The organism is Dyadobacter subterraneus (assembly GCF_015221875.1).
In the GTDB taxonomy this organism is placed as follows: Bacteria; Bacteroidota; Bacteroidia; order Cytophagales; family Spirosomataceae; genus Dyadobacter; species Dyadobacter subterraneus.
In genome coordinates this window covers 1,234,175-1,255,538 of record NZ_JACYGY010000002.1, presented here as the reverse complement: position 1 = coordinate 1,255,538, position 21,364 = coordinate 1,234,175, and the positions used below count along the sequence as shown (strand labels likewise).

The following is a 21,364-nucleotide window of genomic DNA, read 5'->3' as shown; positions in this document are numbered from 1 at the left end:
CGATTCAGCCGACTTTATTGAGCTTGAAAATCAATATGTTTTTGTTGATTTTCGCTGGTCCTAAGTTTAGCTTTCTCTTCCTACGCCGGCATTATCCGGATCAGGTAATATGGGTATGATCTCAGCCCGTTAGGTAGGGCACCCCTTTGAGATTATGATGTAAAGTTAAGTGGTTTGTAGTGGGGAAACAAGGGGAAATTACTGATGTTAATTTTTGATTTGCAAATCGCGAATCGTAAATAAGTGTGCTAATATCTTCAATCTGCTTGAATAATAATTGGCCCCAGCGCCAGTTGTCCAGATTTTAAATGATTATTAATTTGATCCGAAAGTTTAGTTAATTCAGAGTAAATATTGATATGTGCTGTTAACACAAAAGGTGATCGTGTATTTGGAAAATTTTTGCTGATGTTGGAGATTTTTGTCGAAGGTTAGCAAAACGTCAAAATTATCTTCAAGCATTAACTTCAATAATTCTCCATTTTTCACACCATTCCACTCTTTATCCCGAACGGTAAAAACTTCATGATCAGGAAAATCAAGCTTTAAACGCTTAGGTAAGTTTCATCAAGCAACAGTCGCATATAGCTGCTCGATATTTTTGGAAGTAAGGAATTTATTTGCTGTTTCAAGAACTGCTATAGCCTGGCTTTTGGATACAGTCGGGAAATCTTCTAAAAAATCATCCAATGAAACACCCGCTTCCAAATGATCAAACAGCGTTTCAACAGGCACACGTGTTCCCGCAAAGACAGGTTGACCGCCTAAGATATCTTTGTCTATTGTAACGAGTGTTTTAATTTCCATACTTAAAAATAGTAAATTTTAGTTAATAAATGATTAATTCAAATTTACTTCTCCACCAAACTCAACCACTCCTTCACCACACTTTTCAAAGTTTTTTCTTTTGATTTCACATCATCCAAATCCTTAAAAACCACCGTTCTTCGTCCATCTTTGTAATCTCCTTCAAGAAATCCTGTTGTGTCTTTAACCCTGGCGCCGCTTGGGAAAACGAGCATGATTCTTCCTTTGTGCAGGTTCATTACAACGATATCTCTTTTATACTCCTTCGGCTCAAACGGTTTCATTTCGCCGGTATAATAAAAGCTGGGATTATTCCATTTGATATGTTCAGCAATTTCTTTGTCGGTACTTAAAATGATTTTTCGTATCGCTTCAATCACTTTTCCTAATTCAGGATCCAGTTTTTGAATATGTTCTGTGACCTGTTCTTTATCTGAAAGTTTGGGAGGTTTTACGGGTGTTTTCTTTTTAGATTTTGAATCTGCTTTTGCCAGGTTTTGTTCAATTCTGTATTTTGTGATTTTTGCTACCAAATCAAGCGGCAGTGGTTTGTCAAATGGAAACTGGACCGATCCTTTCGCACCTTTATATCCTGACAATTCTTTCTTAAAAGCTTCCAGTCCGCGGGGTGCGGGATAAAATCCAATGTGATTTTTGAAAGCAGCATAATGAACCAGATTCCCATTCAAAGTAAATGTCGGTATTCCATAACCGATTTTTTCTTCCGCATCCGGTGCAACTTTCCGGATTGTCTGACGCATTTCTTCCAAAAGCTTTTGGATTTCCTTTGGAAAGGCGGCGATGTAGCTGTCAACATCAGGATTGTTTTTTGTCATGGCTGTGTGAGGATTAAGGTCAAACAATATTTTTACAAATGTGTAACCGACTGAATTATAGAGGTTTTATTTCCCGTCAAGATTAAAATTTGTTAAGAAAAATACAAAAAATTATCGAAATGTTAATTTGTATCTGAAACTCAGACAAAAAAAGCAGCACAGAATTGAATCAGCGCTGCTTCAGATATTTTTTACAATTAATGAATCAGGAGTCTTTAAGCTGGGATTAGTTATTGGGTTTGATATAATTTTTCAAATGATCATACACATACATAAGCTGTCTCCTACTCCCATCCCTTTTCTTTTTCAATTGAAATAATCCTGAGGTAATCAAAGAATTTCCTGTGAAATTTCTCTGTGATAAAACAAGATTTCTGGTTGTGTCAATGAGCAGAAATTGTCCGCCATATCCATCTGCCCAGATTGTGTTATTATCTTTATCCAGCCACCACAGATAGGAATAACCGTCAAACGGCCACATACTTTCATCAAGGCTATCAGTATACATTTTTGTACTTTCTTCAATCCATTGGGCCGAAACAATTTGCTTATTATTCCACTTCCCTTTTTGCGCTACCAATGCACCAACTCTGGCGAAATCACGGGCGCTGAGAAACATCCAGTAAACCCGGTAATCAGAATTGTCGCTCCGGACCGGCCATGGATTTCCGTAGACAATATTTGAAGGTGCAAATTCCTGCATTCCTAGCGGTTGAGCCAGGTACTTTTCCATAAACTCACCAATTGTTTTCCCTGTCTTTTTTTCAAGAATAGCACCAAGGACATTGAAATCGAAATTATTATAAAAGAAAAATTCTCCCGGTTTGTATTGCTCTCTTTTTGGCCGGTGCGCCTTTGCAAAATCAGTTTCGGCTTCCGCCGGAAGGTATACGCCCGAGCGTGCCATTAATAAATCCCGGATAGTCGCAGATTTTTCCTGCGCGGTCAGTGGCATTTTACTTTCATCAATTCCTAGCTGGCCCAATGTTTCATTCAGCGTCAAAAATCCCTTTTCTTTTGCTATACCAAATAAAACGCTCATCATACTTTTCCGGGCGGAATGGCAGTTGATAAGTTTTTCAGTATCACCTGCTTCCAGAATTATTTTTTCGTTGTGCAAAACAACCACGGCCTGGGCATTTTGCGCAGTATCTGTGATGAATTTTGATAAATTGTTTTTTATGGCTGCTGGCAATAGCGAAGATTGGGGAAGTTCTGTTCCGTAAGTGCTTTTCTTATACCAAACTCTCGGTAATAAAGTATAGATAAGAATAGTAACCAAAACTATAAGTAAGGTCCACAACAATTTTTTAGGCAGGGCTTTCATTTGAGGATTTTTATCAGGATAATATATAACTAAAATTGGTATCGCCCTATAATTCAATCTTATAGGTTATGACCCAAAGCTCCGGTTTTATCTGCTTTCCGATTTTTTTCTTCCAGAAATTTATATGTCCTGTGCACGGCCAATGATTTGTCCAATTTCTCAAAAAGCTTGTCATTTTTAAAAGCATACCAATTGATTTTCATCAAATACAAACTGACATATGAATCCAGGTGGCCGGCAATGTATTCACCCGTTTTCCTGACAAGATCTTCTTTTTCAATGGCTTGTTTGTCAACCCAATAATTTAGACTGTCAGCATTTCTTTCCTTACGTGCACGTTTTTCACCTTGTGAATAATCATTAATTCGCTGATCATAAGGTTTTTGTAGGCTATCCTCAAATAATTTCCATTCCGGATTGCTTTTGGAATTTGTTACAATGGATTTTGAAACATCCGTAGTATCCAGTTGAATTTTTGTCCCGGATTCCAGAAAAAAAAGAAGTGATCCTTTAACCTGTGAAATATGCAGTTGATAAAGATCGGGCACAAGATCATTAGCAATTTGGAGATTAAAAATGTCAGAATTGAGCTTAATGGAATGTACAATTGCAGCAAATCCTTTTTCCCGGGTGAGTAAAATTGCCTTTCGTCCCATGAATTCTTTTGGGGCTACGATCTGAATTTTAACATTTTGAGAAAACGTCGATACCGGAGAAAACAAAAGAAAAAGTAGAGGGATAAGGTATTTATTCATTTTCCTGATCGTATGACTTATTATTTTTCTTTTGTATGAATCACTTCATCTATATTTCCCAACAGCGATTTTGCCCCGTTGTCGTCCTGCAACAATTGCCAGATCATAATTCCTCCTGTTTTCTCCAAAGCTAGTGCAGTTTTTTTACGAATTGTTGGAATTCCGTTGTAATAAATTGTACCGCCGTTTACGTTGAATTCATCTGTTTGAACAGCATTTGGATAATTGAGCAAAAGGGTTTTCCACGAAATACTTTCAGGTGCTGTTCCTCCAAAACCATATCCATAAAACGGAACGCCCAGACTCAGTTTTTCTTTTGTGATACCACGTGTTTTATTCCAATACTCAACATCTTCGACGGCCATTTCATAAGGCGCATGCGGACCTGGTTTTGATGGATTCCACGGACCGGTTCTGTCGTAAGACATGATATTGACAAAATCGAATTGTGCCAACGCTTTATCGGAAAACTGATCTTTGTAAACCGTTGCGATAGCAGCAGTTATCATTTTGTTTTTAAGTTTTAACTGTGCCGCCAGATCGATTACAAAGTTTTCATAATTTGCATCAATAAGGTCGCCTTCCAAGTCCACATCAATGCCATCCAGATTGCTTTCGACAGCCAGATTTACAAGATCTGTTATCAGTTTTGACTTTTTATCCCCAATTAAAAACGAAGGATAATATTTGGGAGCGCCTCCTCCGCCGATGGATGCCATTATTTTGACATTTTTTGAATGCGCAATTGCGGCAACTGCGTTCAGATTTTCTGTTCCCTGCAAGGTTCCGGAAGAATCAGGATTGATAAAGGCAATATTCAAATGCGTTATTTTACTATAATCAATGGTATTAGCGGATTGTACCAGATTTTCCCTCCCCGGTAAATAGCCGATGACTCGGAAGGTGGATTTGGAATTATCGATCGTAATTGATTTTTTACTGCATGATATTAATAGAAAAAGCAACCCGCAAAACAGTATTGAAATAACTGAAGTGAAAGAAATATTTTCCAGGTTTAACTGTTTTATTTTCAATGAGCATTTCATGATTCAGTTAATTTACTTTTAGTCCTTTTGCCTTGATTTTGGATAATTTCCGTTCCGGAAATTTAAACAAAAATCAGTTTTTGATAAACTACAAAACGTAGAAGTGAAAAACAAACAGTTTCTCGTCGCCAATTTACGTGCTTGAAAAGTCAAATCAATTTTAGATTAATCAAATGCAATTTTTAATTTTACCATCGGTTAATATTACAAAGCTTATTGATAAGATTCTATTCTTGTCATTTTGCAACAAATGTTATCATGGTATAGTATTTGTAGCAAAAAGGGCTTCATGCAAGCGCCAGATTCGCTGTAGCGTATTGGCTTTTACCAATCAGATTGAGAATACCAGACAAATGCATATTTTAGTTACCAGAGTGGATGCGATCGGAGATGTTGTTTTGACCCTTCCTCTTTGCGGTTATATAAAACAAACTTTCCCGGGCTCCAAGGTTGCAATTTTAGCAAGAAAATACACCAAACCGGTGGTAGATGCCAGTGATGCGGTAGACACTTTCATTGATTATGATGAAGTGTTTGCGATGCCTAAAAAAGAGCAGACAGCATTTATCAAAGCGTTTAGATTTGATGCGATTTTGCACTTGATAACTCAGCCCGATCTGGCCAATTTGGGCAAAGATGCTGGCATTCGTAAAAGGGTTGGTACCATTAGCCGTCCTTACCACTGGGTTACTTGTAACAGGCTGGTATGGTTACGTAGAAAAGTATCCGACGATCATGAAGCTAACCTTCACTTTCGACTGCTTCGTCCGTTGGGAGGTGGTAAAGCTCCTGACAAATTGTGGGAATATTATCACCTTAAAAATTTCGCAGCTTTACCGGATGAATTTTCGGCATTGCTTAAAACGGATAAGTTCAATATCATTTTGCATCCGAAATCCAACGGAAATGCATTGGAATGGAAATTAGATCGTTTTTCGGAATTAATTGATTTACTTGATCCCGAGCTTTTTCGTGTATATATCACAGGCTCCGAAAAGGAACATCTGGAATTAAAATCCTGGCTGGAAACTTTACCAAAACATGTTGTAGACTTAACGGGAAAACTCCCGCTTGATCAACTAATTTCTTTCATACATGATGCCGACGGGCTGGTTGCCGGAAGTACTGGTCCAATGCACCTCGCAGCAGCAACAGGAATAAATACCCTGGGTTTATTTCCAAAAAACAGACCAAAACATGCCGGAAGGTGGGGTCCAATCGGACGTCGGGCAAGCTTTATACAGACAACCACAGAAGATCTTGACAGTATTTCGGCAGAGGAAGTGTTGCAGGAAATAAAAAAATGGGAAAAGATTACAGATAATTAAACCGGTTCCTCATCAGCTTCTGGACTTCCTGAACCTAAAACCAAATCTGTACGGAATAAACAGCAGGGCCGATAAAAGTATCATAATTAACGTTGCTTTCCAGGCAGAAGAAAATCCTTTAAATTGAAAATTCCCGTCAGGTGACATGTCATAAAAAATCCCGTATTTTTCTGTCACAACCATTTCTTCCCTAAAAGGTTCAGCCTCGCTAAACCAGGTTTTGGTAATCACTTTTCCGGTCGTATCAACATAAGCGTATTTATTATTCAGCTGAATCATCGCCACGCCATGTTTAAAATAGGAAGCAGACTGATAAATAATCGGCGTGGTAATTTTTCCCGTCGTATCAATGTGACCAAATTTTCCATTGAGAGAAACCGAGGCCCGGTTTTCATCCATAAACCTTCCGGCATAGTCGTACAAAAACGGAATAACGGTTTCTCCCTTCTTATTAATACAACCCCATTTATTTCCTTTTTTTACCCAATAACGGCCCAATGATGGTTTTTGGGTATCATCATATAAAAACGGAATAACTATTTCCCCCGTTTTTGAACTCACATAACCAAATTTCTTACCGTATCTGACTCTCGCTAATCCTCGCCCGGAATGTTTGTAAATCAGATCAATATCATCCAATGCAACCGGGACACGTAAAATCATGTTTTTATCAACAATCCCGAATTTTCCGTGATAATAAAAACGAAATGGTTCTTTTGCTTTTTTAATATCTACCTCGGTATATCTTCCAAAATCCCAGTTTAGTGTCGTCAGGTTTCCGTTTACATGCCAGATAAAATCTTCCTGACAATCGTGGTAAGCAACATAGGCTGCCTGTGCTTTGCCAATCAAAAAATCGTTGGGAAACAACTCAACGGGGATTTTATAAATCTCTTTTCCCAGTGTATCAAGATAAGTCAGCCCGAATTGTTTCCCTTTTGGATACATGACATACGTAATACCATTTTTAAATTCTCCTGCGCCACGATAAATCGCCGGAATAATTATTTTCCCGTTTTTATTGATATACCCATGCATTCCCAACGCTCCCTGATGATTTTCAAAAGTCACGAATTCCGCAAGACCATTTGAAAATTTACCGATATCCCTGTAAGCAGGTGTCAGCTTGTTCCCATTTCTGTCCACCAGAAAACTGGCGTATGCCCCACCCGATCTTTCTATCGTTTTGACAACATATACATTCCCAAACTGTTCATGCTCCTGATATTTTTTAAGCCAATCCGGATTTTCCGCAGCATTTGCTTTCACAAAAATGCATACGCCCAGGAGGATAAAAAGCAATGAAAACTTACTGGTTTTGGCAATCATAAAATTTTAGTTTCTAATACAAAAGGCGAAATTCATTTCCGTAGAGAAATCCCAGACGGAAAGTTAATTTTCTTTTTTGAAAAAAAACCATCAATATATGCACAGGAGCATAATATTGATGGTTCAAACGAAAAAATATATGGTTCAAAATTTTATTTTACAATCAAAACTTTTTGATTTAAAATTCTCTCATTCCCCTGCAATCTTACGATATACATTCCGGAGGATACACTTTCAACAGGAATATTCAAATCCCCGCTTTCATTGGTAATATCTTTTCGCATCAAAACATTTCCATTTGCACTCACAAGTTCAAAAGAATTAAAAGGTTCTTCAATCAAAAGGTGCATCATTTTACTATCTATTAACGAGGGACGCACAAAATTTGCACTGACATTTTCATTGCCGGAATCGATACTGATAATGGTAGAATATTTGAAACTATCGTCCTGGTCTACCATTTTCAAACGATAATAAAGCGTTTGAGCGCTGTTAACAGAGTGAAAAAACTGATACTCACTTCCGGTTACGCTATTTTTAGGATATACACTTCCTACCTGCGAAAATGATTTTGCATTGGTACTATACTCAACATCAAACTGCCGGAAATCTTTCTCCATTGCAGTTTTCCAGTTCAATCTCACACCTTCATTGCCCGAAACTCCTGTGAAACTGATCAGGTCAACTGGAAGTGGATTCTGTGGTGTAAGATTATAAACGGCACCGGATGTTAAGGCAACCGCATAAATTTCACCATTTTCTGCCTCTCCGAAATCAGCAACATCGGTAATAGTGGAAGTTCGAACGGTTGTTGTAATAGTCCCGCTTACAGGCCCGATGATGTGAAGATTGCCCGACTTAAAATCACCACCGATATAATATCCCTGCATTTCCGGATGTAGCGTTCCCCTGTAAACAACCCCGCCTACGACAGAATTGCCTGCGGCACTGTTTGTAACATACTCATGTATAGGAAAATGATATTGGGCATTAGGTATACAATCGGCATTATTATGTGTAAGTGTTCCCTCATAACAACCCCAGCCATAATTCGCAGCTGATAAGGTAGCGGCAGTACGATGGTTAATTTCTTCCCGAGCGCCCTGTCCAACATCTCCAATCCACATGTCGCCGGTTCCGCTATCAAAACTCCACCGAAAAGGATTTCTTAATCCTGTGGCAAAAACTTCATTTTTACCCCCGTTTCCGTCAGGATAAGGATTGTCGGCAGGATTTGTATAAATGGGCCCAACATCGGTTGTATTGACCGCAATCCTCAAAATTTTACCAAGAAGTCTGGTTGGATTCTGTGCATTATTATTAGGATCATCACCGCCGCCGCCATCACCAATTGACAGATACAAATATCCATCACTGCCAAAATGAAGTTCACCCCCATTATGGTTTGGCTGATCAGGATGGAGAATCGTTTTTACAATGGTTTTTGATCCCTCATTAGCCAGATTAGCATTTCCGGGATTTACTTTATATCGGGCTATTTCCAGATTGCCGTCAAGATTGTTGTAATAAACAAAAAATGTCCCGTTCGTTTCATAGTCAGGGTGAAAGGCCATACTTAACAGCCCTTGCTCGCCACTATTTAAAACTCCGTCAACGGTGAGAAAAGTACCAAGTGAGGTAAAAGCTGAATTAAATACTTTAATAGTACCTCCTTTTTCGACAATAAAAATTCGATTTGTTCCGTCACCAGCATTGACAAGTTGTATTGGAGAATTTAATCCACTGGAAATTACAGACTTAAAATAAATTGTTGGCTGTGAAAAACTTTGATTTTTGCAAAGCAGCAAGCAAATAAGCACCAGGACTGACAGGTTTACAATCCTTTTTTTCAGGTTGAATTTTTCCATGGTTGATGAATTTAACGATGAGAAATAGTTGTACAAGTACTTGTACAACATTCATGCCATGTAATATCCTGAATACTACTTTATTAGGAAACCATTTTTGCGAAGTAGTGACATGTTAAGAAAAAGTCGTTTTTTTAACATGTTTTTCTATTAGGTTAAAAAAAAGTCATTTTATTAACACATTAATTATGCGTTAACATTGATCAATAATTTGTATAAAGCATTATTCACATAGTAATTCTCTTTACCTAATTTCACCTTACTTATTAATCCTATTTTTTGTAATTCATCTAAATATTTAGATGCAGTTTGTCGAGAGACTGCTAATTCATCTGAAACGAACTCTATTTTTGTATAGGGATGTCTGAACAAATTATTTAAAAGATCCTGACTATAAATTTTGGGTAAATTTGATCGTATTTCATTTTTATAATTCTGCATTTGGTTCTTTATATCTCCTAACAAAACTATGGTTTGCTTTGAAACACTCTCAATACCTTCAAGAATAAACATAATCCAGCTTTCCCAATTACCATCATTCCTTACCTCTTGTAACAATTGGTAGTATTTTCTTTTATTGAGATTGATATACCTGCTGAGATATAAAATTGGCAAGTTTAAAAGATCTTGTTTAACAAGATAAAGAATATTAATAATCCGTCCGGTTCGCCCATTTCCATCATAAAAAGGATGAATACTTTCAAATTGATGATGAATAATAGCCATTTTCACTAATGGATCTAAATCACTCAACTCATCATCATTGATAAAATGCTCCAAATTGTCCATCAATCTGACAATTTCATCAGGATGCTGCGGTGGCATGTATATGACTTCACCAGTCTGATTATTTTTTAAAGAGGTTCCTGGAAGCTTTCTAAAACCTGCCGTGTTACCTTCAATTTCACTTTGTATCTGAAGAATATAGCCATTTGTAAGAATACCAGTTTCCTTCACAATTTGAAAACCATATTGTAGTGCTTTTGAGTAATTAAATACTTCTTTCGCACCAATGCTCGCAAATTGTTGGGTAAGCGCATTACTCTGATATAATTCATCATGGGTAGTTATAATATTTTCAATCGCTGAACTGTCTTTCGCTTCCTGCAAAGAAAGTGTATTGATCAATATCGCTTCGTTAGGTATACTTTTAGCAATACCTTTTAACTCAGCTAATGCCTGATGCGCTTTTGCAACTTTTTTCAAAATTGCCTTTGTCTCAACATCCTGCTTAAATGGAAGTAATGGAATTGTCTTATGCATATTTATAATATCGTATTCAACCCAAAACCCAACATTTAAGAACTTATCATTGTTAAAAGTTATTCGTAGTAAAACGTCCCAGCCTCACTCGTAATCGTCAGTTTTTTAACCGGAGAAGCTTCTACCCTTCCGATAATCTGCGCTTCGATTCCAAATGATTGTGAAATTTCAATAACACGGGCTGCATTTTCTTCGGATAAATAAATCTCCAAACGATGACCCATGTTAAAAACCTTATACATTTCCTGCCACGAAGTTTTGCTTTCTTCCTGTATTAAACGGAACAAAGGTGGAACGGGAAGTAAATTATCTTTTATAATATGCAGATTATCAACAAAATGTAAAATCTTGGTTTGTCCGCCGCCGCTGCAATGTACCATGCCGTGGATCTGCGGACGAAGTTCATCAAGTAATGCTTTGGCTACGGGAGCATATGTTCTTGTTGGAGAAAGAATTAATTGACCCACATTTAGATCCGTTCCTTCAACAGCATCTGTCAGTTTTTTTGAACCACTGTAAATCAGATTGCTGTTAACTTCGGGATCAAAACTTTCAGGATATTTTTCAGCAAGATATTTCCCTAAAACGTCATGACGTGCAGAGGTCAGTCCGTTGCTGCCCATACCTCCGTTATAAGAAGTTTCGTAGTTCGACTGACCGTAAGAAGCCAGACCAACGATGACGTCACCAGCCTGGATGTTGGCGTTATCCACTACTTCTGATCTCTTCATTCTGGCAATAACTGTACTGTTCACAGTAACTGTCCGCACCAAATCTCCAACATCAGCAGTTTCACCGCCGGTACTATATATTTCAACGCCATAACTGCGCAGCATATCCAGAATTTCCTCAGCACCGTTGATCACCTCAGCGATAACTTCACCCGGAATACGGTTTTTATTTCTGTCAATCGTGGATGAATAAAGCATCGGACCTGTTGCGCCTACACACAATAAATCATCCGTGTTCATTACAATAGCATCCTGTGCAATTCCTTTCCAGACAGAAATATCACCGGTTTCTTTCCAATACAAATACGCCAGCGAAGTTTTGGTACCCGCTCCGTCCGCGTGCATGATGGTGCAATATTCCGGATCTCCGGCGAGCGTATCAGGAACAATTTTGCAAAAAGCTTTTGGATATAAGCCCTTGTCAATATTCTCGATTGCCTTGTGTACGTCTTCTTTCGATGCAGATACGCCGCGTTGCAAATAACGGTCGGTGGTTTCCATGCGTTAAGTATGGTTAATTCTAAATATTCTTATTGAAGGGTGCAAAAATAGGAAAAAAGATGAGGTGAATGAAGCTTAACATGACGATTGACAAATAGAATCATAAAATCACTGGCCCTTAACGACTTAACACGCAAAATAAGAAAGTTCACAAAAACTTAATTCTTTAAAATTTCTTAAATGCCAAATCCTTGTTATCTTTAAACTTCTAACGTTTTTAATAGGAAACACAATATTTTCTATTGACATAAGTTTAAGTATCAGAACCTAAACCAATCTGAATGCAGAATTTGATTCAACGTACCGTTCTTATAAGCCTGTTTCTTTGCGCTGTTTTATTGTCAAATTTTGCAAACGCAAAAACTGTAACTCCTCCAAAAACAGCTGCTGATACGCTCAACCCAATTGAATCTCTGGTTTCTTTTGCCGATAAACATCTTCATATCCGTTACCGCTCGGGCGGTTCATCCAAAAAAGGTTTTGATTGTTCCGGTTTTGTGCGCTATTGTTTTAGCAAATGGGATATTCTTTTGCCGCATTCAAGCGCAGCTCAATCTGAAAAAGGTGAACAAATTGATCTTTCCGAGGCACGAAAAGGTGATTTGATTTTTTTTAAAGGTCACAGTTCAAAAGATTCTCGCGTAGGGCATGTTGGAATAATTACCGAAATAGCCCCGGGATATGTACGTTTCATACATTCTGCCTGGAATGGCGGTGTACGTTACGATCTGCTGAGTGCTGATTATTACCAAAAACGCTTCGTAGCCATCCGGCGAATGATTAACTGATTTCTTGCTTACTTGTAGGTTACACAGAGAACCACAGAGATAAAAAGAGCGGACGCCGCGCGGGGACACAGAGATTTTATTTAAATACTTCTTTCTTTTTAATTACGATTCCTCTGTGTCCCTCTTTTTGTCCGCGCGGAGTCCGCTCTGTGCACCTCTGTGTAATCTAATATATTAGCAAAACAATTTCCTCCGAGTTTCCTCAATTGATTGTAAATTTGTAGCATTAAGCGCATGATTGACTGGGAATAACACCTCTGTGTTTCTCATTCCTACTCTGCGTACCTCTGTGTAACCATAATTCGTCTACTGATTTTGAAACTCTGGCAAAAAGAAAATACCGTTACTTCTGAAAAAATAGAACGTTTCACTGTTGGTCGTGATCGTGAAATGGATTTACATCTGGCTGAATTTGATGTGCTTGGAAATCTTGCACATGCAACGATGCTTGAAACAATCGGCTTACTTACGGCAGACGATTTGACTGCATTGAAAGCAGAACTAATTGAAATTTACGCACAAATCCAGCAAGGCAATTTTGTGATTGAAGATGGCGTCGAAGATGTTCATTCACAGGTTGAATTGATGCTGACGCGCAAATTAGGCGACATCGGTAAAAAAATTCATAGCGGACGTTCACGTAACGACCAGGTTTTGGTTGATATGAAACTGTATACCCGCGACCGTCTTTTTCAGGTTGTTCAGGCTACCGAAAAACTTTTTGATGTATTGATCAGGAAATCGGAAGAACATAAAAATGATCTTCTACCGGGTTACACGCATTTGCAAATTGCCATGCCTTCTTCTTTTGGCTTGTGGTTTGGCGCTTATGCCGAAGGTTTGATCGACGATGTGATTCAATTAAATGCCGCATATCGTTTAGCCAATCGGAATCCGCTGGGATCAGGCGCAGGTTATGGTTCTTCTTTTCCTCTAAATCGCACACTGACTACTGAATTGTTAGGATTTGAAGGTATGCATCATAATGTGGTTTATGCGCAAATGAGCCGCGGACGTACGGAACAGGCTGCTTTAACAGCCATTTCTTCTGTGGCTGCAACGGTTTCCCGCCTCGCCATGGATGTTTGCTTATATAATAGTCAGAATTTTAGTTTCATCGTTCTACCAGATGATCTTACGACGGGCAGCAGCATTATGCCGCATAAAAAAAATCCGGACGTTGCAGAATTGCTTCGTGCCAAAACAAACCGGATGAAAGCGCTTCCAATGGAAATTACGATGGTTTTGAGCAATCTTCCTTCGGGTTATCACCGCGATATGCAGCTTTTGAAAGAAATCCTTATGCCTGCTTTTGACGAAATTCTGGATTGTCTGGATATTGCAGCTTTTATGCTTGAAAATATCAAAGTGAAACGAAATCTACTGGATGACCCAAAGTATGATTTACTTTTCAGTGTGGAGCGTGTGAATGAACTGGTAATTAATGGCGTGCCCTTCCGGGATGCATACCGTCAGGTTGGAGCGGAAATCGGTGACGGTAGTTATGTTGCACCTCGCGAATTGAAACATACGCATGAAGGAAGTATCGGAAATTTGCAAAATGATTTGATCAAGGCGCGAATGGATAATGAACTGGCGCGGTTTGGGTTTGATAATGTAAAAGCTGCTTTGGATAATCTTACGGTTTGATAATACACGGCGTTTGAAAATCATCGAGGTCACTAAAGAAGTTAATATAGGGCATGTCCCGGGAAGGGTTGATTTCTTTTTTAATCCCGAAATATTTCTTTCAAAAAATAAGCTTGTTGTACCTCAGCAAATGCAGAAAATACCTTACACGAAACCTATTGTTATCAGTTTTATTTCCATTTGGATATTTTCATTTTCACGGACTGAAAATGAAAATCATACAACTATAACCTCTCCTGATTTAATTCAAAAACAAACTTCGGATTCATTAACAGGCAAGGAATTGGCGGGACAATATTGTCAAAGCTGTCATATCCTCCCAGATCCGTCGCTATTAGATAAAAATACTTGGATTACTTCTGTTTTACCCAATATGGGGCTGCGTCTTGGCGTAAAAAGTGCAGGAAGAAATCCTTATCAAGATTTGCCGGAAGAAGAAAAAAAACGGATACGTGATCTTGATATTTATCCTGAAAATCAAATTGTTTCAGACGATGAGTGGGCAAAAATTGTGGCATATTTTGAATTAGAAGCACCGGCAATGCCACTTCCTCAAAGAAACGTTTTACCAATAACAGCCAATCTTCCTCTGTTTAAAACGCAGGAAATCATGTTGGGAGACAAACCTTTTCCACAAACTACTTTACTAAAATTTGACAAATCGACGTCACGACTTTATGTTGGCGACGCCCAGAATACTTTATATATTTTAGACAACCAGTTCAATTTAAAAGAAACCAAATCGATTGATAGTCCTCCAACAGATATAGATTTTCCGGCTTATGCAGCGCCACGTTTACTTATGATCGGGAGTTTTAAACCGTCCGAGCAACGTTCCGGCCGGCTGTTATCACTTGCACTTGAACAAAAAACCAAATCTTCTTACCTTAATATCGAAGGATTGCACCGGCCGGTACAATTCGTTTCCTCAGATATCAATATGGATGGTAAGGAAGATGCTCTTATCTGCGAATTTGGAAATCATTCCGGAAAATTGTTTTGGTATGATAACTTTCAGCCAACCAAAGAGCATGTCTTAAAAGCTTTTCCCGGAGCCAGAAAAGTGGAGATCGCAGATTTCAATCATGACAAAAAACCTGATGTCATGGTGCTCATGGCACAGGCTCGGGAAGAAATGGCCATTTTTTATAATCTTGGAAATGGTAAGTTTCAGGAAAAAACTTTGATGCGTTTTCAACCACTTTTTGGCGCAAGTTATTTTGAGCTTACCGATTTTAATCAGGACGGCTTTCAGGATATCCTTCTGACCAATGGAGACAATTGGGATTATTCGGCGGTGAAAAAAAATTACCACGGCGTCCGAATCTATCTGAATGATGGTAAAGACAATTTTAAACAAATGTTCTTTTATCCTTTATACGGTACAAGCAAAGCCATTGCACGGGATTTTGACAACGATGGAGATATTGACCTGGCTGCTATTTCCTTTTACACCGAACTTGACAATCCAGAACAAAGATTTATTTATTTATCTAACGAAGGAGAACTTCACTTCAAAGCATTTTCCACACCGGCAGCGGCTAATGGAAAGTGGCTAACAATGGATGCTGCTGATTTTGACCATGACGGCGATCAAGACATTGTCTTAGGTTCCTACTTTCACAATCTTTCAGAACTGACGACATTGATTTTTCAAGGAATTACATCCTTTCCACAGTTGCTTGTTCTAACAAACGGAACAAAGTGATTTTCATTAAGAATCATTTAGAAACAGCATAATATCAAAAAGGCAGACCTCACGATCTGCCTTTTTTGATATTATTATTAAAACGAACTCAGACTATTTTACATCCCAGAAAAGCTTGGTATTAAGATTATCTGTTCCTTGCACTGCTGCGTAGTTAGCTGCATTGTAAGTAATCTCATTAGCCGGGATAGTCCATCTTACCGGCGGTACGGTTTGCTTGTTTGCATTATCTAATGGGAAAGTGAAAGATGGCAAATCAAGTCTACGTGTTTCAGCCCAGTTTTCATATGGCTGAACCAGGTTATAGTGCAGCCATTTCTGCGTTCCAATAAGTGTCAGCTTGGCCGCACTTGATGTTGCTTTATCCCAGCTTACCCCATCTTTTAGGATGTAAGCAGCAATAGATGCATCTGTAGCTGCAGCAGGTGCAGCATTCACACCCGTTGCATTACTAATAGCAATAATTGAGTTGTAAAATTTCACAGACTGAGAAATTGCAGTTTCGTATGCAGTTTTAGCAGAAGCATCATTTGAAGTTCTCAAATAATACTCAGCCTTGATCAGATTGACTTCAGCCGCATTAATAATTACTCCAGGGAAAAACTGGTTATGACTTGTAACGTAGCGGTTGTAAATTGCAACCACACCCGCATTTGAAAGCGCAGATTGAACTGCTTGTGTTGCATTTGGGTCAATACCAATGTAGGCTCCTGCCGCATTTGCTCCCGGTTCAAAAAGAATTGGCAAACGAGGATCAGCATTTGTATTCATGAAATCCATCATTTTCTTTCCGGCTGTGTTTCCGTACCAGCCACCATCAGAAGCAATTCCGTCTTTAAAACCTTTTGAATTTATATCCGTATTGATATCGTAAACATCAAGCTGAATGTTTTGATCGTTGGATTCAACAATTGGATAAGTTGTTGAATTACCAAGAATCTCCGCCATTTCAGTAGTTGCTCTTGATGAGAAGCTTGATGCAGCTGAAACTCTGTTTAACATTCTCAAACGAAGTGAGTTGCAATAACGCTTCCAGGCAGTAAGATCACCATTGTTAATGATATCTTGTGTTTTGAAAGATGTCTGATAACCAGCGTTGATCGTTGTAGCGTTTAATTCCGTAGAAATCGCTTTCAAATCATCCAGCATCGTAGTATAAAGCGTCTGAGGATCATCAAACTTTGCATATGAAGCAGCATAATCTCCACCATTTGTACTTAAAAAACCTGCCTCGGTAAAGGGAATCGGTCCAAAAAGATCAATCATTCTTTCAGTCTGATCGTAAAGGAAGATACGGGCAACTGTCATAAAGAATTTGCGATCCGCCTGCTCAGTCGTAGTCTTAGATGCATAAACTTTTTGAAGTTCGCGGTATTGCGCCAACATATTGTAATAGTTGAACCAAACCGCTTCTGTACCAGATGAGCCAGGGACAAACTGGGCAGATGCGTCATTAACCCAGCCAGTTACTTGATTGTAATGGTTGATAGAAGTTCTCAACGCAACAAAATAATTGGTATATCCAGGAAGGACGTAATCTTTTGTTGAAACAAGAAATCCGGTAAATTGTTTTTCTACGGAAGTTACAGCAACTTTCGAGGGATCAGTATAGTTTTCAGCAATGTCGGATTCCTGACAGGATACTGCACCCAGTAAAAGTCCTGCTAATATAAATGATGATATCTTTTTCATTTTCATAATCAAATTAAAAATTAGAAGCTGGCTCTTAACATTGCACCAAACGTACGGAAAGAAGGGTTGTTACCTGCATTGCTGATGTTTTCATACCATCTTGAACTTGAATTGGCCTGCTCAGCATCCATATCTTTAATTGTTCTGTAAAGGAAGAAAAGGTTACGTCCAAAGACAGACACCGTTACATTTTGAGTTCCGATTTTACGAGCGATGAAAGATGGAAGTCTGTATGCAAGTGAAATCTCTCTCATTTTTATGTAAGTGTTTTTCTTCACATACAATTCGTAACGTGAGTTGCTGTATTGCGGCCCACCCCAGTTATAAGTATTGTTATAATAAACTGACTGGGGAACAACATTTGTGTTAGCTTCACCATCGTTAGTAACGCCATTCATTAACATACCGTCATGGTAAAGTGTCTTGCCACTTGGAGCAGCACCTTCACTTGTCTGAACACCTTTACCGTTTTCATCAATGTAGTATGTCAAACCACCATGCTCGGTATCCATTGCATTCAAACTTTCTTTTGTTAAACCACGAGAAGTCATCCAGTTAATACCAGTTGGCATAATTGATCCGCCAAATCTAAAATCTGTAACAACATCAAGCGTGAAGCTTTTGTAGCTAAAATTGTTGATCAAACCTCCTGTTAATTTTGGCAGAGCATTACCTACTCTTTTGAAATTTGGATCCAGTTGATAAATACCATCAGCACCAACAACTTCTCTTCCCTGTGCATCTTTCAAGATACCATGTGCATAAATATCACCCATTGGACGTCCCACAACAGATCTCAGCTGTGCTGCATTTCCATCGTAGTCAGCATGTAAAAATTCCGTGGCACCATTTGCAAGCGTAATAACTTTATTAACGTTCTTTGCAAGGTTTAAAGTCGCATCCCAGCTTAGATGGTTGCCATCTTTTGATTGAAGAGGTGAGAAATTCAATGCCAGTTCAAGACCCTGGTTTCTCATGTTACCGATGTTAGCAAGAACAGACTTGGCACCACTTGAAGAAGGAATTGTCATTTGAAGGATCATATCAACGATTTTCGCGTTGTAATACGAAAGATCAAAACCTAAACGGTTGTTGAAAAGTTTTGTCTCCAAACCAAATTCAAATTCATGTTTCTTCTCTGCACGGATTTTATCATTACCATAAGCAGAATTGATGTAAGTATAAAGAACAGAAGAACCACCTTTTTGCTGTACGCTAAGTGTGTTTTGCAGGTATGAATTGTTCGCAGCGTAAAGATCAGGATAGCTACCCACGATACCGAACGAACCTCTGATTTTACCGTAGCTTATAAATCTTGGAAGATTAAACGCGTCACTGAATACAAAGCTTGAGTTAACTGAAGGATAGACAAAAGAATTGTTACCCGGAGCTAATAGTGACGTACGGTCCCTTCTGACTGTACCTTCAACAAAGAACAAGTTTTTGTAGTCAAAATTGACAGTTCCAATATAAGCATCTCGCATATTACGCTCACGGGTAGTAGTTCCCGTAGCTGTATTAACAGAAGCCAAGATATCATAGAAGTTTTCTGTACTCAAACCTCCACTGGTAGAACGGCCCATTTTTGTATTAAATGTTTTGTTTGCGGTGTATCCTCCCATTACATTCACTGACATATCCGCATTTAATTTTTTCGTATAGGTCAACAAAAGATCTCCATAAACATTATTATAAAGATTATTGTTTAGCGTAAATCCACCTGAGTAACCAAACGCAAGAGGTTTTTCAGTCGCCTGTCTGTCTTCAATTCTTTCAGAAGTAAAGTCTGTTGCAATTCTTCCTCTCAACTTCAGATCATCAGTGATCTGCCAGTGCTGTGTCAAACTTGCAATGATACGATTGCTGTATTCATCATAAGTATTCTTTCTTGTACTCCATACGTAATCCGCAATATCCGTTTTAAATCCGTTGTACTTGATATTTTCATCAGGAGTCAAGCTTGGATTTCCAGAAGCTGCTGTTACATATTTATATCCCTGGCTTGTTTGATAGGTGTTGAAATACCAGTCAGCAGACTCAAAGCGGTTCATCATCCCGGTGAAGTTATTGATCATTCTATCCACTTTGTAAGGACGATTGTGCGTTTTCTGATTCACAAAATTTACCATCAAATCCGTCTTTAATTTCTTACCTGTATTAAAGCTAGAGTTAAAGTTTGCAATGTTTTTGCTGTTTTTCGCATCGTAACTGATCATCCCGTTGTCCTGGCGAGTGAATGAGAAACGAATATTTGCATTATCCGTTACTTTTGAAACCGCAAGGTTTATATTTGAGCTGCTTGTGTTTTGGAACAAATCAGCATAACTGTTGCCAGATGCAACATATGGCCGCACCACTCCGTCAAAAGCCATTACAGGCTGTCCGTCAAATTTAGGTCCGAAGTTAACAGATGCACCTAGTAACCCTCTTACTGCAGTGCCATTAACATTATAAGAAATAAAGCCATTTGCATCCTGGCCTCCGTTAGCGTAGTTCAAGCCATAACCAGGACCTCTTACATCCTGATATCTTGGCAGATAAGCAATTCTATCTACGTTATAACTTGCAGAAAAATCTACACCAAAGCCTTTTTTCCCTTTTCCAGTTTTAGTAGTTACCAAAACAACTCCATTCGTGGCCTCAGAGCCGTACAATGCCGCAGCAGATGCACCTTTAAGAATTGATATATTTTCAATATCAGCAGGGTTCAAATCCAAAAGACCGTTACCACGGATACGTTGATCTCCCCAGTAATCTGTATTTCTTGCTTCACCATTACGGATTGGAATACCATCCATTACGATAAGCGGTTGTGTATTTCCATTAATGGAGTTGAAACCACGAATGCTAATACTAACACCACTGGTTGCTCCACCAGGAGTAGCATTGATCGTAACACCAGGCGCTTTACCATACAATGCCGTAGCAAAGTTAGGCGAGGCTGTTTTTACCAAAGATTCATTGTTAATCATGGCAGTGGCATATCCCAACGCGCGCTCTTCCTTTTTAATACCAAGTGCCGTAACAACAACTTCATTTAATTGAGAAGCGTCTTCAGCCATAGATACATCCACCACTGCTCGCTTTCCTACGAGCACTTCTTGTGTTTTGTAACCAATGAAGGATACAACCAATGTGTTGGCCGCAGTAGCAGAAATAGTAAATTTCCCGTTTGCATCCGTGGTTGTTCCCGAAGTAGTTCCTTTTACCAGAATAGATACACCTGGTAAAGTTTGCCCGTCGGAGCTGGTCGTAACTGTTCCCGTAATCGTCTGAGCGAAAACGGGAGCGCTCATTACCATAATCATGACAATAAGCTTAAGTAAATTTTTTCCCATAGAGAGTAAAAAAGGTTATAAGTGAACAGCAATTATTCTATAAAAGAATTAAAGCACACAAACTTAATAAAATATTTTAATAAATATCAAAAGCATTTAAAAAAAATTATGTTTATTCAAAATCTTATTAATATATATGTTGAAGTGAGCGTAATAAAGAAGAATCTTTTGTTTAAAGAGGAAATTGATCAATAACTATAAGACCATCTATTATGGTTTATCTTATAATTTTAGAAGAGAAAATTCAATTAAATAAATGTCAAGCACGCGCAAAAGTAATTTTCGGACTTCAATATGAATGTCTCCTGGTTTTTTCTTAATAAACATGTCTCAAAAAAATATAAATTCCGCACAAACATTGTTGGGCAGAATTTATTTAAAGCTTTAAGAATAAATA

General features: G+C 38.4%; 15 protein-coding genes and 1 riboswitch. Of the genes, 4 read left to right on the top strand and 11 right to left on the bottom strand.

The window, feature by feature from the left end:
• Window positions 1-60: 60 nt before the first annotated feature.
• Window positions 61-156: riboswitch (TPP riboswitch) on the bottom strand.
• A gap of 411 nt (window positions 157-567) precedes the next feature.
• The 5 genes from IEE83_RS30755 to IEE83_RS30735 form a co-directional block, all read right to left on the bottom strand.
• Window positions 568-807: a DUF433 domain-containing protein gene (locus tag IEE83_RS30755; protein WP_194124535.1), complete on the bottom strand. Its 240-nt coding sequence runs from the start codon at window positions 805-807 to the stop codon at window positions 568-570.
• Window positions 808-851: 44 nt separating this feature from the next.
• The gene (locus tag IEE83_RS33495; RefSeq protein ID WP_194124534.1) at window positions 852-1,643 is read right to left on the bottom strand and encodes a DUF1801 domain-containing protein; all 792 of its coding nucleotides are present in this window, start codon (window positions 1,641-1,643) and stop codon (window positions 852-854) included.
• Window positions 1,644-1,869: 226 nt separating this feature from the next.
• Window positions 1,870-2,970, bottom strand: a complete 1,101-nt coding sequence (locus tag IEE83_RS30745) for a serine hydrolase domain-containing protein (RefSeq protein WP_194124533.1) — start codon at window positions 2,968-2,970, stop codon at window positions 1,870-1,872.
• 59 nt (window positions 2,971-3,029) lie between these two features.
• Window positions 3,030-3,725 (bottom strand): hypothetical protein, encoded by a 696-nt coding sequence (locus IEE83_RS30740; RefSeq protein ID WP_194124532.1) that lies wholly within the window; start codon window positions 3,723-3,725, stop codon window positions 3,030-3,032.
• Between the two features lie 20 nt (window positions 3,726-3,745).
• Entirely contained in the window at window positions 3,746-4,771 is a 1,026-nt protein-coding gene (locus IEE83_RS30735) for a glycosyl hydrolase family 18 protein (RefSeq protein WP_194124531.1), read from the bottom strand.
• A 353-nt stretch (window positions 4,772-5,124) separates the two neighbouring features.
• Between IEE83_RS30735 and IEE83_RS30730 the strand changes: the two genes are divergently transcribed.
• Entirely contained in the window at window positions 5,125-6,099 is a 975-nt protein-coding gene (locus tag IEE83_RS30730) for a glycosyltransferase family 9 protein (RefSeq protein WP_194124530.1), read from the top strand.
• A 12-nt stretch (window positions 6,100-6,111) separates the two neighbouring features.
• Here IEE83_RS30730 and IEE83_RS30725 read toward each other — a convergent pair whose 3' ends face one another.
• From IEE83_RS30725 to IEE83_RS30710, 4 genes are all read right to left on the bottom strand, one after another.
• The gene (locus tag IEE83_RS30725) at window positions 6,112-7,428 is read right to left on the bottom strand and encodes a WG repeat-containing protein (RefSeq protein ID WP_194124529.1); all 1,317 of its coding nucleotides are present in this window, start codon (window positions 7,426-7,428) and stop codon (window positions 6,112-6,114) included.
• Between the two features lie 152 nt (window positions 7,429-7,580).
• The gene (locus IEE83_RS30720; protein WP_194124528.1) at window positions 7,581-9,296 is read right to left on the bottom strand and encodes a PQQ-dependent sugar dehydrogenase; all 1,716 of its coding nucleotides are present in this window, start codon (window positions 9,294-9,296) and stop codon (window positions 7,581-7,583) included.
• Between the two features lie 186 nt (window positions 9,297-9,482).
• Entirely contained in the window at window positions 9,483-10,559 is a 1,077-nt protein-coding gene (locus tag IEE83_RS30715) for a Fic family protein (protein WP_194124527.1), read from the bottom strand.
• Window positions 10,560-10,618: 59 nt separating this feature from the next.
• A complete protein-coding gene (locus IEE83_RS30710; RefSeq protein WP_194124526.1) occupies window positions 10,619-11,791 on the bottom strand; it encodes an AIR synthase-related protein in 1,173 nt (390 codons plus the stop codon).
• A 281-nt stretch (window positions 11,792-12,072) separates the two neighbouring features.
• Here IEE83_RS30710 and IEE83_RS30705 point away from each other — a divergent pair, with 281 nt between their 5' ends.
• The 3 genes from IEE83_RS30705 to IEE83_RS30695 all read left to right on the top strand — a co-directional run bounded on the left by IEE83_RS30705 (window position 12,073) and on the right by IEE83_RS30695 (window position 15,937).
• Entirely contained in the window at window positions 12,073-12,579 is a 507-nt protein-coding gene (locus IEE83_RS30705; RefSeq protein WP_194124525.1) for a C40 family peptidase, read from the top strand.
• A 315-nt stretch (window positions 12,580-12,894) separates the two neighbouring features.
• Window positions 12,895-14,229: an argininosuccinate lyase gene (gene argH, locus IEE83_RS30700; protein ID WP_194124524.1), complete on the top strand. Its 1,335-nt coding sequence runs from the start codon at window positions 12,895-12,897 to the stop codon at window positions 14,227-14,229.
• Between the two features lie 13 nt (window positions 14,230-14,242).
• A complete protein-coding gene (locus IEE83_RS30695; protein ID WP_228102147.1) occupies window positions 14,243-15,937 on the top strand; it encodes an FG-GAP repeat domain-containing protein in 1,695 nt (564 codons plus the stop codon).
• 93 nt (window positions 15,938-16,030) lie between these two features.
• On the opposite strand, the gene IEE83_RS30690 is transcribed toward IEE83_RS30695, so the two are convergent.
• Window positions 16,031-17,629 (bottom strand): SusD/RagB family nutrient-binding outer membrane lipoprotein, encoded by a 1,599-nt coding sequence (locus tag IEE83_RS30690; RefSeq protein WP_310588621.1) that lies wholly within the window; start codon window positions 17,627-17,629, stop codon window positions 16,031-16,033.
• 20 nt (window positions 17,630-17,649) lie between these two features.
• Window positions 17,650-20,967 (bottom strand): SusC/RagA family TonB-linked outer membrane protein, encoded by a 3,318-nt coding sequence (locus tag IEE83_RS30685; RefSeq protein ID WP_194124522.1) that lies wholly within the window; start codon window positions 20,965-20,967, stop codon window positions 17,650-17,652.
• Window positions 20,968-21,364 lie beyond the last annotated feature (397 nt).